We start from the raw sequence: 13,812 nt of genomic DNA on the forward strand, positions 1-13,812 counted from the left end.
AAAGTGGCGTCGAAAATGTCAAATCAGTTCAATACGTCCGGTTTTACGTAGGCAGGACCATCGCTGACGGAATCCGCGAATATCTGGGCTTTTGCGGCTATCCGCTTGGCTTCGGCGATTTGTTCACGAACACGCACGGGCGCGGTGCCGCCCTTGCCGTCGCGTTGGTCGACGGAACCTTCCACCGAAAGAACCTTGCGGACTTGCGGCGCGACGTCTGCGGGCAGGAAATTCTTGAAGACATTGACGAAATCATCATCGCTCAGGTCCCAGAGCTCAACGCCGCGGCCTTCGGCCAGCTGGACGCAGGCACCGGAAAGTTCGTGGGCATGACGGAACGGAACGCCCTGCTTGACGAGCCATTCGGCGATATCGGTTGCCAGAGCGAAACCGGTCGGTGCTTGGGCCTTAAGACGGTCAAGGTCGAAGACCATCGTGCGCACCATGCCAGCAAACGCTGGCAACAACGTTTCCAGCGTATCGACCTGGTCGAACACGGCTTCCTTGTCTTCCTGAAGGTCTCGGGCATAGGCCGTCGGAAGGCCTTTAAGCGTCGCCATCAAACCGGTCAGATCGCCGATAAGACGGCCTGACTTGCCGCGGGTGAGCTCAGCGATGTCCGGGTTCTTTTTCTGCGGCATAATCGAGGAACCAGTCGAATAGGCGTCATCGAGACGGACGAAGGCGAATTCCTGCGTGTTCCAGATAATGATTTCCTCGCTTAGGCGGCTCAGGTCGACGCCAACCATGGCGGCGATGAAGGAGAATTCGGCCACCAAGTCGCGACTAGCGGTGCCGTCAATCGAATTAGCAGTTACGCGCGAGAAGCCAAGCTCATGAGCCACGGCCTCTGGGTCAAGGCCAAGCGTATTACCTGCTAAGGCACCGGAACCATACGGGCTTTCGTCCATACGGGCATCCCAGTCGTAAAGCCTTTCGATATCACGCAGCAACGGCCAGACGTGAGCCATCAATTGATGAGCCAACAGCACTGGTTGGGCATGCTGCATGTGCGTACGACCTGGCATCACCGCTTCCCCGGCCTTTTCGGCTTGGCCAATCAAGGCATCAACCACACCAAGAACCAAACCGGCAACGCTACGTGCATGGCGACGCAGCCACATACGGATAAGACAGGCAATCTGGTCGTTGCGCGAACGCCCCGCACGCAACTTGCCGCCGAGCTCGTCTCCCGCGATTTCGAGCAGCCCGCGCTCCAGTGCCGTAGCCTCATCCTCGTCGTCTTCGACAGGTGTGAACTCCCCCGAATCCACCAGCTTCTGCAACTTGTTGAGCGCATCCTCCATCTGCTTCAACTCATCGTCGCTTAAAAGTCCTGCCTTACCGAGCACCCGTGCATGAGCCCGCGACCCGGCGATATCGTCGTCGGCCAGCCGCCAGTCAAACTGCGTCGACTTCGAAAGCCTCGCGAGCTGCGGCGAAGGACCAGACTTAAACCGCCCGCCCCATAGCGCCAAATGCTCATTCCCTTTATTATTCTGCTCCGTCATTGTGCAATTCCCTTCATTCATCAAGTAATAATTGTTAGCATAAACCATATTGTGCGGAGGTCTAGGGATATACGTTGTTCCGGACGCTCCTTGGCCGCTCGGCCGTGTCTTACGCCGTAACAACGCATATCCCTAGGCCTCAATCCCGACTGTTAAAAACTGTTGTTTACGAACTCTATTCATTACATAAGTCAAAGGAGGGTCTGGGATATGCGATGATCGACCGTAAAGACTTGGCCTGAGCAAAATCAAAGATTTTGCCTTAGCGCTCGATACATCGCGCTCACTTCGCCTAAACGGAGCCCACAGGGCTTCGTTCTTAACGGCTCAGCCCAGAGTGTCCCGAGCATTGCATATCCCAGACCCTCCCGCCACAGCAGGTTGCCTGAAACATGAGGATTGTTAGGCAGTTTTACAAAAGCAACAAACTGCTAGCAACTATTCGACGGAGTTGTCCGGGACTTCGATGCCATTGCCGAATTTGACATCGCGGGCAGCGGCCACCTTGTCGGGCAGCCCGTAGATCGAGATGAATCCGTTGGAGGCGTTCTGGTCGTAAGTGTCGCCAGAATCGTAGGTGGCGAGCTTGTAGTCGTAGAGAGAGGTTTCGCTGCGACGTCCGGTAACCACGGCGCGTCCGCCGTGCATGATCATACGAATTTCGCCGGAAACGTAGCGCTGCGTGTCTTCGATGAAGGCGTTCAACGAGCGGACCGCAGGCGAGAACCATTGCGCGTCGTAGACCAGCTCGGCCCAGCGCTTGTCGATGTCGCGCTTGATACGGTGCTGCTCGCGTTCGAGGCAGCAGTTTTCGAGTTCCTCGTGGGCGGCGATCAATGCGATGGCACCCGGTGCCTCATAGAGTTCGCGGGACTTGATGCCGACCAAACGGTCTTCAATCAGGTCGATACGGCCGATGCCTTGGGCACCGGCGCGGCGATTCATCTCTTCGATGGCCTGCAGCGGGGTTACATCCTTGCCGTCGATCTTCACGGGCACACCCTGTTTGAATTCGATGACAACCTCGTCTTCGACCGGTGGGAACGCTGGATCATCGGTGTAGGTGTAGCAGTCCTTGGTCGGGCCGTTCCATGGATCCTCGAGAAAGCCGGTTTCGATGGCGCGACCCCATACGTTCTGATCAATGGAATACGGGCTCTTCTCGGTCTGAGTGATCGGCAGCTTGTGATCCTTGGCGAACTGGATCTCGACATCACGGGTCAGCGAAAGATCGCGAATCGGGCTGATGGCTTTCAGATTCGGGTCAATCGAGGCAATCGAAACCTCGAAACGCACTTGGTCGTTGCCCTTGCCGGTGCAACCGTGCGAGATGGTGTCGGCACCGAACTGGTGGGCGGCACGCACGAGATGCTTCGAGATCAAAGGTCGAGAAATGGCGGAAACCAACGGATAGACACCTTCATACTTGGCATTGGCCTTCAGAGCCAGCATGCAGTATTCCTTGGCGAATTCCTCACGGGCGTCGACCACGTAGGCCTCAACGGCACCGCAGTCCAACGCACGCTGACGGATGGTTTCAAGGCTTTCTCCGCCCTGACCGACATCGAGGGAAACAGCGACAACATCTTTGCCAGTGCGCTCCTTCAAATACGGAATAGCCACGGAAGTATCGAGACCTCCGGAATATGCGAGTACGATGCGGTTCTTATCGCTCATGGCAGCCCTTTCTTCAAAGCTTTATACAATTATATATACACGGTTTCGTATAAATATTCAATCAGATTACTACTGTGTCCGAACTTCGAGACGGCAACCCGAAATGAATACCAACGCTATTTTCCATTACAAGTTATTAGCGCGATACGTCTTGCTTTCGCGAAACGATGTCAAGCAGCCACTGCATCCGTCCTACGGCAGCTTCGTCGTCATTGCAGACCAAAAGCACCGTATCGTCACCGGCGACCGTGCCCAGAATACCGTCAATAGGTTGCTTGTCGATGACGCTGGCCATGTATTGCGCCGCACCGGAAGGGGTGTGAACAATGACCAAGTTACGCGCAGCCGCAGCCGAGGTAATCAATCCCGAAAGACCACGGGAAAGCTGCTGGTCGATTTTTTCGGCAGTGACGTCATCGAATTCGGGTTCGACACCCAGGGTATAGGCCATTTCGCCGGTTTTGAGCCTTGTCTTCACTGCTTTCATCTCATCGAGGTCGCGGCTCAATGTGGCTTGCGTAACCTCGATGCCTCTATCAGCAAGCAGATCAAGAAGCTGCCCCTGCGAAGAAACCACTGAATTGGAAAGAATCTCCTGGATGACACTCAGACGAGCCGTCCTGTTTGTAGGATGCTGCAGTTTGGTCTCCACGCCCTGTTCTCCTGCACCTTTCGAAACTCCAGCAGAATCAGCCGAATCGTGATTGATATCGGCCGAAATATCGCTATCCTCAGTATCGTTCATTGAAGCAAATCCTTGTCATCTCGAAGTTTTCCGATCAGCCAAGTCAGCAAGGCTTTCTGGGCGTGCAACCTGTTTTCGGCCTCGTCCCATACCACTGATTGAGGGCCGTCGATCACCGATGTGGTGACTTCTTTGCCGCGGTAGGCCGGCAGGCAGTGTTGGAAAAGCGCATCAGGCTTGGCGAGTTTCATCAACTCGTCGTTTACCTGATAATTCCAGAACGGCTTGGAACGGACCGCATACTCGTTTTCCTCGCCCATCGACACCCATGTATCGGTGAAAATACAATCTGCGTCGGCCACGGCTTCGCGCGGGTCGGTGGTCACCAGAACCGAACCGCCGTTCTGTGCAGCTATTCGTTTGGCATCTGCGACGATCTGCGGGTCAGGAAGGAAACCTTGCGGGCCTGCCACACGTACGTTCATGCCGGCGGTCGCGCCACCGAGCAGATAGGAGTTGGACATGTTGTTCGCGGCGTCGCCCAGATAGGCGATGGTTTGGCCGGCAAGCGCGTCGACTCCCCCGCGATGCTGCGCGATGGTGAGAAAATCGGCGAGAATCTGGCAGGGATGGAACTGGTCGGTCAGAGCGTTGACTACGGGAACAGTGGCATATTCCGCCATCGTTTCCACTCGATCCTGTCCAAACGTACGCCAGACAATGGCGCTGGTCATGCGGGTAAGCACGCGGGCGGTGTCCGCGACGGGCTCACCGCGACCGAGCTGGGAACCAGACTTGTCGATGACCAGTGGATAACCGCCAAGCTCGGCGACGCCCACGGAAAAACTGGAACGTGTGCGCGTACTGGGCTTGTCGAAAATCACTGCGACACCCTGAGGTCCTTCGAAAGGACGGTGGTAATAGCGGTCTTTCCAGAACTTCATACCCAGTTCCAGGATTTCCTTTTGCTCGTCGTGGGTAACATCATCATCGCGGAGCATATGCCGAAGCTGATCTGCCATAACCATCTCCTTTTACTGATTTGACTATTAAAATATACCGCATAAAACCGAAATATTGAAGATCTATCCGCATATTGGTATATATACTATGAATTATTTATTTATGAAAACGATTTTGTGACTCATAGATGCTGCCAGACGTTGGCCTGCGGCACATAGACTAACCCAACGCGAAAGACGATACTCTGAAAACTGACAGCTTTAGCGCCGATTGCACCGATATATTGAACCGTTTGCCCTCAGTCATTAGACAAGTCGGACGGGATTTCGGAGAGAATCGCTATCGCCTGGTCCACATCATCGCTACTGACAATCAGCGGAGGTGCAAGGCGCAGAGCATCTGGAGCCACCGCGTTGACGATGAGACCGTGATCGAGAGCCCAGTTCATCGCGGCGTGCGAACACGGATGTGCCAGCTGGATGGCATTGAGCAGACCGCGACCGCGTACGGAAACGAACAGCGGGTTGCCGCAAGCCATCACGGCTTCGCGCAGCTGTATGCCTCGGGCTTCGGCGTTGGCTACCAGCCCGTCTTCTTCGATGACTTGCAACGTGGTCAATCCGGCAGTGGTCGCCAGAGGGCCACCGGCGAAGGTCGAACCATGCAGTCCTGGAGAGAAAAGGGAAGCCAATGGCTTGCCGAACGCGATCATGCCGCCCATCGGAAAGCCGCCGGCCACACCTTTGGCGAAGGTGATGATGTCGGGAGTGACACCGCCGGAAAGATCGTCACGCTGAAAAGCGAACCATTTGCCGGTGCGGCCGATGCCGGTCTGCACTTCGTCGATGATCATCAGCGCGTGATGTTGATCGCACAGTTCACGAATGCCCTTGACATATTCCCGGTCGAGTGGACGTACGCCGGCCTCTCCCTGAATAAGTTCGAGCATCACTCCGGCCACAGGACCGACACCGTCTTTGCCAGTCTGGTCGAACGCGGCCTGCATGGCCTCAAGGTTTCCGGCTTCAACGAACTGAACCGCCGGAAGCAAGGGATTGTAAGGCTCGCGAATGGAGAGCTTCCAGGTGGCGCTCAAAGCGCCCATCGTGCGCCCATGAAATCCCTTGGTCAGAGCGAGGATTCGGGCCGGGGCGCCGCTGTGTTCTGGATCGCCTCCCGGCAGAGTCTTGCCGTAAAGTTTGGCCATTTTCATCGCGGCCTCGTTGCCTTCGGCCCCGGAATTGGCGAAATAGACGAGCGAGCCTTCTGGCGCACCGGAAACCTGAAGCAGCTTTTGCGCCAGCTTGACCTGTGGAACCGAAGCGAAATAGTTGCTGATATGCGCGACTTTGCCAGCCTGTTCGCTGACCGCCTTCACCCATTTTGGGTGTGCGTAGCCCAGCGAATTGACGGCGATGCCAGCGAGGAAATCGAGGTATTCGTTGCCGTCCACATCCCAGATGCGCATGCCTTTGCCATGGTCCATCACGCGCAACGGCGTGCCGAATGCGTGGGTGTGCACCTGCTCGTAGGTATTGATCCATTGATTGCTTTCGACGCCGATTGCCGTCGTTGCGGGGATGGTGCCTTTGCTTACCTTTTCAACGTCTGTTTTGTATTGACTGTCGTTATTCATGTTGTCGCACTTTCCAAGTTTTTTGCATTACATTAATATAATGATGCCGTTTAATATTTGCATCTGTCAATAAATATCGTTATTACGTTCCGATATCAAACGTGCTTTTACTCTCGTCGCAACTTCATACCGTCACCCGGCACAACCATGGTGCCGATTCCTGCGCTGGTGAATACCTCGTTCAAGATCGAGTGCGGCTGACGGCCGTCGATGATATGCGCGCGCGGCACCCCTCCATCCAAGGCACGCACGCAGGCACGCATCTTGGGCACCATTCCGCTTTGCAGCTTCGGCAAAACCTCACGCAAACGGTCGACACCGATGGAACTGATCAGCGAATTTTTGTCGGGCCAATCGGCATAGAGCCCGTCCACATCGGTCAGAATGACGAGCTTGCGGGCGTGCAGTGCCACCGCAAGCGCGGCCGCCGCAGAATCGGCGTTGACGTTGAAGACTTGGGTGGGATCATCCGCGTTCGGGGCAATTGAGGAGACCACGGGAATACGATTCTGCTCAATCAGGCTTTCCACCGCCGAAGGGTTGACTTCCGTGACCTCGCCCACCAATCCGATGTCGGTTTCCACCCCGTCGATGACCGGACGATACCTTTTGGCCCCGAACAGCGATCCGTCCTCGCCGGAAAGCCCCACGGCATGAGGTCCGTGAGCATTGATGAGTCCGATGAGTTCACGCGAAACCGAACCTGTAAGAATCATCCGCACGACTTTCATGATTTCCGGTGTGGTGACGCGCAGACCGGCCTTGAATTCAGAATGAATGCCAAGATCCTTGAGCATACTTGAAATCTGCGGACCACCACCGTGCACGACAATCGGGTACATACCGACCTGCCTCAGAAAAACCATGTCTTCGGCAAAGCAACGTTTCAGATGTTCGTCGACCATGGCATTGCCGCCGTATTTCACGACGATGCGCTGGCCAGCGAATTCCTCGAGCCACGGCAACGCTTCAATCAGCACCTCGGCCTTTTGTTCGTCCTTCAGGTCGTGGTGAACGTCGAACGTGTTTTCGTCGGTTTTTATAGTGTTGTCAGCCGAATCCGCCGGTTGATTGGATTGTTTGGCTTTACCAGTCGCCATGTTCGCCCTTCACTCGTATCTTCGATACGTTGCGTAACTTGTATTGAAGATTATTTGCATATTTGAAGATAAGTTGAACGATTCCTTGGGTTCGAAAACATCAGGACTCGTAGTCGGCATTAATATGCACATATTCGTGGGTAAGATCGTCAGTCCATACCGTCGCGGTTTCCTCACCGTTATTGAGGTCGATATCGATATCGACCTGGCGTTCATTCATCTTCACTTGTGAACGGTCGACTCCGGCACCGCCATGCTCGCAGACACGAACACCATTGATGTCAACGGTGACAGCCTGCGAATCGTAAGCCGCCACATCCACCGGAACCGTGCCAAGAGAGCTGACGATGCGTCCCCAATTCGGGTCGTTGCCGTAAATGGCACATTTGAGAAGATTCGATCCAGCGACTGCACGAGCACAGGCCAACGCCGCGTCCTCGGTCTCCGCTCCACTTACCGTAACTTTGATATCGTGACTGGAACCTTCGCCGTCACCGATAATCTGACGTGCCAAGCTCGCACATGCGTCATCAACCAACCCCGTAAATTCCTGCGGATCTGGCGTCACGCCGGAAGCGCCGGAAGCAAGCAGCAGCACCGTGTCATTGGTGGACATGCAACCGTCCACATCGATGCGGTTAAACGACTTATCAGTGGCGTCGACCAAGGCCGATTGCAACTGAGAGGAATCGACCACAGCATCGGTGGTAATGACACAGAGCATCGTGGCCAGCTGAGGCGCGATCATGCCCGAACCTTTGACCATGCCGCCCACGCGGTAACCGGAGCCTTCCAGCTTTACCGTTTTCGGTTTGGTATCGGTGGTCATGATAGCCGTTGCCGCATCGATACCGGCTTGAACGCTATCGTTCAAGACTCCATGAGCCTTGTCAACACCGGACAGCACATTATCCAGAGGCAACAATTCGCCGATTAAACCTGTCGAACACACCGCAATGTCATTGGCTTCAACGCAGGGCTCACCACCAAGAATATCGGCGACCTTTGCCGCTGTAGCCTCGCTCTGCCTCAATCCAGACTCGCCAGTGCAGGCGTTGGCACCTCCGGAATTGAGCACGACCGCCTTGATATGTCCGTCGGCTATGGCCTTACGTGACCATTGCACCGGAGCAGCGCAGAAACGGTTCGAGGTGAATACTCCGGCCGCGGCATCAAGCGGCCCATTGTTGACGACTAACGCCAGGTCGCTTTTCGTCTTGTTGGACGAAATATCGGCATTGACACCGGCTGCCGAAAAGCCCTTTGCAAATGTCACGCTCATGGCGCCACTCCTATCGTTGTCAGTCCCTGATCTTCCGGAAGTCCGAGCGCAATGTTCAGCGATTGCACCGCCTGCCCTGCCGTTCCGCGGTTGAGGTTATCGATGGCCGCGAAACCATAGAGGCGCTTGGCATTCTTATCAACGGCGACTTGGACTTGTGCCTCATTGGAACCCAGCACATTCGCCGTAGCCGGCATGTCACCGACGTCCAACAGTTCAATGAATTGTTGTCCTTGATAGGCTTTGGCGAAAACCTCGCGGATGCTTTCCTCGCTCATCATCTCGCCTTTGTCACTGAGCTTCGCCGAAACCACCGCGAGAATGCCACGCGCCATCGGCACTAGTATCGGCGTGAAACCAACGTTGATAGTCGTGTCGGATGTATCCGGAAATCCCAAATCGGAATGACCATTATCGGTTAAGGCTGTGGCCGCATGCTCGAGATTCTGCACAATCTCGGGAATATGGCGGTGAACGCCGCCCACCGAATATGGAGTGGCGGAACCAAACGCCTCTGCCGCCAGCAGGTTCGTCCGCTTGAGATTTTTTCCGGCCCCCGAGTATCCGACAGCCAGATCGGCCACAATATCATCGGGTTCCACAAGTCCCTGCGCCAAAGCCGGTTGGAAGGCAAGGGTGACCGCAGTGACGTTGCATCCCGGCCCCGCAATCAATGAGGCACCAGGCAATTGTTCACGCTGACGCCGGTATCCCCCATCGGAATCCTTTCCGACGATTAGCTCAGGCATGCCATAAACCCATGGCTCATGGAAATCGCCGCCATAGTATTGCGCCCAAGCTGCGTCGGATTCAAGCCTGTGGTCGGCTCCCAAATCAACCATCGCGCAACTGGCATGGAGATTTTCCGCCAACGCTCCGGAAACCCCGTGAGGCAAAGCCAGAACGATGATGTCATGACCGTTGAGCGCTTCAGGCGTTGTGGGTTCGATGACCATGTCTTTAAACTTCGGGATGTGCGGCATATGATGACCAAGTTTGTCTCCTGCTGATGAGTCCCCCGTCACCGTCCTCACTTCGAATGCAGGATGCTCGGCGAGTATACGCAGCATCTCTCCCCCGGCATAACCGCTGGCACCCGCCACTGCCACCGTGTATTTGCTCATGGCCATCACCTTTCTTCAAGATGATGCTAGATTACATATATTCATTACAATGCATAGTTATACATCCAAATAATGGACACTTTTTAGTATCTATTTATTGTTTCGGTTCTAAAATCAGTTATTTTCTTGGTATCTGTCGTGATTTCAGAAAATATAAAGGATGTTCTTGTCAATTCCTTCGAGCAAGAACATCCTAGAATAACGAATACTTCGAAGCGTCTTTCCGCATATGCAAAAAGTTCGAAAACTATGCGCTTACCGAGCCGCCGCCATTTGAACCACTCGAACCACCTGATCCGGAACCGTATTGATTCAGCAATTGCTGCGAAAGATCATTGACGGAGATTCCCTTCGAAAACAGCCACAGCTCGAAAAGCGTTGCTATGACCCCGAGCACCATGCACACCGTTGCCACCCAAAAGCCCTTCATATGGTATTTCTTGGTGCGCCACATCGAAACCGCGCCGGTGATGGCAGGCAGGAATGTAATCGGCAGGAACAGAAGGATGACGGAAAGAATCGCCATCGAATCCCAATGGCCTTTGAGGGGGTTCTGAACGGGGTCGTTCATATCAACCCCGTTACGGATATCCGGCTGATAACCAGGGGTTCCAGGGCCACCCATCTGCCCATTGTTATATGGCTGCCCATAGGGATTGTTCGGATTGTTGCCGTATCCGCCCTGCATCTGGTTGGGTCCCCAATAAGGAGCATTTTCCTGATTGCCCTGATACGGACCCATGCCATTGCCATATCCGCGGCCCATTTGCGGACTGGGTTGGCCACCCTGAGGATTCATCTGCGGATTTTGTTGGTTGAGATTCTGATTCTGGGTTTTGGGTTTCTCCTCGGGCTTGCCGTAGACGTACGGATTGTATTCCGGAGAGAATTGGCTGGCCATGGCACCATACTCCGGAACCTTCACCTGACCATACTCCGGCTGATTCTGCTTTGAACCATTGGAGGTAGGGGCCACATTCGAAGCGCTTGAACCCTGTACTCCCTGCGGATTCTGCGAATTGCCAGATGACAAATATTCCGGAGCTTGCCTCGCGGAAGGGTTGGCACGAGTCGGCGAATTCCCGTTATCCGTGCCATTCTCATTGAACGGGTTCTGAGATTCATTCATCATGCCACTCCAAAATCATGTAGATAATCGTGGAGTCTGCGAACCTTTCGGCACGCAGACTCCATATCGTTCAATTCCCAAGAATTCTTAGGACTAATCCATTAGGCACGCAATTGCGCACCAATCGTCTCTGCCTTATCGACAATAGCCTTGCGGATGGCCTCCGTGTCGTCGCTGGTCAGCGTCTTATCCGGAGAGCGGAATGTGACCGAATAGGCAAGCGACTTCTGATGCTCGCCGAGCTGGTTGCCGGAGAACACGTCGAAGATCTCGATGGACTCGAGGTTGTCGCCTGCGGCCTCGACGATGGCCTGCTGCAATTGCGCGGCAGTGACACTGTCAGGAACCGTGAAAGCGAGATCCTGCTTGACCGGAGGGAAGGTCGAAATCGGCTTGGCCTGCACAGGCTTGCCGCTCAGCGTGCCGAATAGCGCGGTCAGGTTCAGCTCGAAGGCCGCGGAATGCTCCGGGAAGCCAAGTGCCGCGTTGACATGCGGATGCAGCTCGCCGACCATGCCGACAAACGTGTCGCCTGCCATGACTTTGGCGGCACGACCCGGATGCCACTGCATCGGCACGTCCTGTGGCTCTGGCTGAACGATCTGGACTTTGGCACCAAGACGGTCAGCGACGCGGTTCATCGCTTCGACAGCATCGCTGTAATCGACATCGCGGCTTTCACCGAGCCAGCCGGTTTCTACGGCCTTGCCGGTAAGAATCGCGGCGACATGCAGCGGCTGCTCAGGAAGACCGGCATCAAGAGCCTTCAGCTGCTCTTCGCTCGGACGCTGCCCACCAGGCAAAGCCGGAATTGCGGGAGCGTTCGGGTCCCAGAGATAAACATGGCCGATTTCGTAGAGCGAGATATTCTCGAGGCCGCGACGCAGGTTGCGCTGCACGGTCTGCGCGAGCGTCGGCAGAACGTCACGACGAAGATACGGACGGTCACCAGCCAACGGGTTGGCGACTTCGACGCTTACCGGCTTGATTTCGTCGGGGTCGTAGCCGAACGCCTTGAAGTCGGCATCGCCAACGAACGGATAGCTCAACGTCTCCACCAAGCCGTATTCAGCGAGCTCATTGGCCACGTCACGCTGACGTTGCTGGTCGGGGGTCAGCCCGACTTCACCCTCAACAGGGGCGGGAGGCATGGTGACGGGAATCTCGTCGTAGCCCACGAGACGCGCGATTTCCTCAACCAAGTCGCAAGGCATGGTGAGATCGGGACGCCATGTCGGAGGAACCACGGAGATGTGGCCTTCCTCTTTACCGTCGCTGACCTTGCAGCCGATGTCTTCGAGAATCTCGCGGATGCGCTTATCGGAGGTGTCAAGTCCGGTGAGGCGCTTGGTTTCGGTGAACTTGAAATCGATGGCCTCGCGCGGTTGCGTGTGGTCGACATCGATAGGTGTGTCTGAGGGCTCGCCACGACCGTACTTGGCCATCAGGTCGGCGGCCATCTGTGCGGCAGCTGGCTGCAGCGCGTAGTCGACGCCGCGCTCGTAGCGCTTTGAAGCCTCGGAGGGTGTCTTGTGACGACGTGCGGAACGGGCAATGGTCACCTGGTCGAAGTGTGCGGACTCAAGAAGGATGTTCTTGGTGTCTGCGGTGACTTCTCCATAAAGACCACCCATAACGCCGGCGAGACCCAGAATACGGGAGCCACGCTTGCCTTCGGGCGAATCGGTGATGAGCAGATCCTCGACACTCAGATCATGCTTCTTGCCATCGAGTGTAGTGAGAGTCTCGCCCTTGTTGGCGCGGCGAACGACAATCGGCCCGCAGATCTTGTCGAGATCGTAGGCGTGCATCGGCTGGCCCAGATCCATCATCACGTAATTGGTGACATCCACGGCCAACGAGATCGAGCGCATGCCGGCGCGAATCAGACGGCGACGCATCCAGTTGGGTGTCGGGCTCGCGGGGTCAAAACCACGCACGGTACGCGCATAGTAGCGGTCGCATCCGGGAACGCCGTGAATCGGGTTGTTGTCCTCAATTTCGACCTGGATATCGGCCTTGCTGGCCTCGACGCCCTTCGGTGCTTTTTCGTTGAGCTCAATGGCCGGATCGGTGTACGCCGCGCCAGTCGAATGATGATATTCACGAGCCACCCCACGATAGGAAAGCGTATAGCCGCGATCCGGCGTGATGTTGATTTCGAGCACCGGCTGGTCAAGATGCAGGACGTGCATCAGGTCGTCGCCGGGTTTCAGCGCGTCGACCTCTTCCTTGCTGAATCCGTAATGGTTCAGGAGGATGATGCCGCTGTGGTCGCTACCCAAGCCCAGCTCACGTTCCGAGGCACACATGCCGTTGGAGATATGGCCATAGGTCTTGCGCGGCTCGATCTTGAAATCGCCGGGAAGCACCGCGCCAGGAAGCGTGACGACGACCTTCTCGCCGGCCGCCATGTTCGGCGCGCCGCAGACGATGCCGCGCGGCACCTTGTTGCCGTTCTCGTCGGTGTCGTTGTACTTGTCTCCGACGTCGACATGGCACCAATTGATGGTCTTGCCATTCTTCTGCGGCTCGGGCGTGCAGTCGACCACATAGCCGACCACAATCGGCCCAGTGACCTGCGAGGAGTGGATCTCCTCTTCCTCAAGGCCGACATGAACCAGGTCCTTGGCAAGCTGTTCGTATGTAAGACCGGCCGGAACCTCGACGTGCTCCTTGAGCCAGTCAATATCTACCATTGGCAT

At 55.7% G+C, this 13,812-nt stretch carries 10 protein-coding genes; all 10 read right to left on the reverse strand.

All coding sequences use genetic code 11. The features are described 5' to 3' along the window. Nucleotides 1-23 precede the first annotated feature (23 nt). Nucleotides 24-1,511, reverse strand: coding sequence for an argininosuccinate lyase (gene argH / locus OZX70_RS05065; protein ID WP_277179549.1), 1,488 nt, complete (start codon nucleotides 1,509-1,511; stop codon nucleotides 24-26). Between the two features lie 438 nt (nucleotides 1,512-1,949). Then, nucleotides 1,950-3,188 (reverse strand): argininosuccinate synthase, encoded by a 1,239-nt coding sequence (locus OZX70_RS05070; RefSeq protein ID WP_277179551.1) that lies wholly within the window; start codon nucleotides 3,186-3,188, stop codon nucleotides 1,950-1,952. 136 nt (nucleotides 3,189-3,324) lie between these two features. Further along, nucleotides 3,325-3,933 (reverse strand): arginine repressor, encoded by a 609-nt coding sequence (gene argR / locus OZX70_RS05075; protein ID WP_277179553.1) that lies wholly within the window; start codon nucleotides 3,931-3,933, stop codon nucleotides 3,325-3,327. After that, nucleotides 3,930-4,895 (reverse strand): ornithine carbamoyltransferase, encoded by a 966-nt coding sequence (gene argF, locus OZX70_RS05080; RefSeq protein ID WP_277179556.1) that lies wholly within the window; start codon nucleotides 4,893-4,895, stop codon nucleotides 3,930-3,932. The genes argR and argF overlap by 4 nt, the downstream gene beginning before the upstream one ends. A gap of 239 nt (nucleotides 4,896-5,134) precedes the next feature. After that, a complete protein-coding gene (locus OZX70_RS05085) occupies nucleotides 5,135-6,472 on the reverse strand; it encodes an acetylornithine transaminase (RefSeq protein ID WP_277179558.1) in 1,338 nt (445 codons plus the stop codon). 107 nt (nucleotides 6,473-6,579) lie between these two features. Further along, nucleotides 6,580-7,572, reverse strand: coding sequence for an acetylglutamate kinase (gene argB / locus OZX70_RS05090; RefSeq protein ID WP_277179561.1), 993 nt, complete (start codon nucleotides 7,570-7,572; stop codon nucleotides 6,580-6,582). Between the two features lie 100 nt (nucleotides 7,573-7,672). Further along, complete coding sequence (argJ, locus tag OZX70_RS05095; protein WP_277179563.1) at nucleotides 7,673-8,854, reverse strand: bifunctional glutamate N-acetyltransferase/amino-acid acetyltransferase ArgJ; 1,182 nt, start codon at nucleotides 8,852-8,854, stop codon at nucleotides 7,673-7,675. Continuing rightward, nucleotides 8,851-9,978: an N-acetyl-gamma-glutamyl-phosphate reductase gene (gene argC / locus OZX70_RS05100; RefSeq protein WP_277179565.1), complete on the reverse strand. Its 1,128-nt coding sequence runs from the start codon at nucleotides 9,976-9,978 to the stop codon at nucleotides 8,851-8,853. The genes argJ and argC overlap by 4 nt, the downstream gene beginning before the upstream one ends. Before the next feature lie 247 nt (nucleotides 9,979-10,225). Next, a complete protein-coding gene (locus OZX70_RS05105; RefSeq protein ID WP_277179568.1) occupies nucleotides 10,226-11,110 on the reverse strand; it encodes a hypothetical protein in 885 nt (294 codons plus the stop codon). A 98-nt stretch (nucleotides 11,111-11,208) separates the two neighbouring features. Beyond that, the gene (gene pheT / locus OZX70_RS05110; RefSeq protein ID WP_277179570.1) at nucleotides 11,209-13,812 is read right to left on the reverse strand and encodes a phenylalanine--tRNA ligase subunit beta; all 2,604 of its coding nucleotides are present in this window, start codon (nucleotides 13,810-13,812) and stop codon (nucleotides 11,209-11,211) included.

The organism is Bifidobacterium sp. ESL0732 (assembly GCF_029395535.1).
Taxonomy (GTDB): domain Bacteria; phylum Actinomycetota; class Actinomycetes; order Actinomycetales; family Bifidobacteriaceae; genus Bifidobacterium.

What these genes read in the sequence shown, in the direction of transcription:
- OZX70_RS05105 (WP_277179568.1), bottom strand. Translation starts at nt 11,110, where the DNA reads ATGATGAATGAATCTCAGAACCCGTTCAATGAGAATGGCACGGATAAC.
- argH (WP_277179549.1), bottom strand. Translation starts at nt 1,511, where the DNA reads ATGACGGAGCAGAATAATAAAGGGAATGAGCATTTGGCGCTATGGGGC.
- pheT (WP_277179570.1), bottom strand. Translation starts at nt 13,812, where the DNA reads ATGCCAATGGTAGATATTGACTGGCTCAAGGAGCACGTCGAGGTTCCG.
- argB (WP_277179561.1), bottom strand. Translation starts at nt 7,572, where the DNA reads ATGGCGACTGGTAAAGCCAAACAATCCAATCAACCGGCGGATTCGGCT.
- OZX70_RS05070 (WP_277179551.1), bottom strand. Translation starts at nt 3,188, where the DNA reads ATGAGCGATAAGAACCGCATCGTACTCGCATATTCCGGAGGTCTCGAT.
- argR (WP_277179553.1), bottom strand. Translation starts at nt 3,933, where the DNA reads ATGAACGATACTGAGGATAGCGATATTTCGGCCGATATCAATCACGAT.
- argC (WP_277179565.1), bottom strand. Translation starts at nt 9,978, where the DNA reads ATGAGCAAATACACGGTGGCAGTGGCGGGTGCCAGCGGTTATGCCGGG.
- OZX70_RS05085 (WP_277179558.1), bottom strand. Translation starts at nt 6,472, where the DNA reads ATGAATAACGACAGTCAATACAAAACAGACGTTGAAAAGGTAAGCAAA.
- argJ (WP_277179563.1), bottom strand. Translation starts at nt 8,854, where the DNA reads ATGAGCGTGACATTTGCAAAGGGCTTTTCGGCAGCCGGTGTCAATGCC.
- argF (WP_277179556.1), bottom strand. Translation starts at nt 4,895, where the DNA reads ATGGCAGATCAGCTTCGGCATATGCTCCGCGATGATGATGTTACCCAC.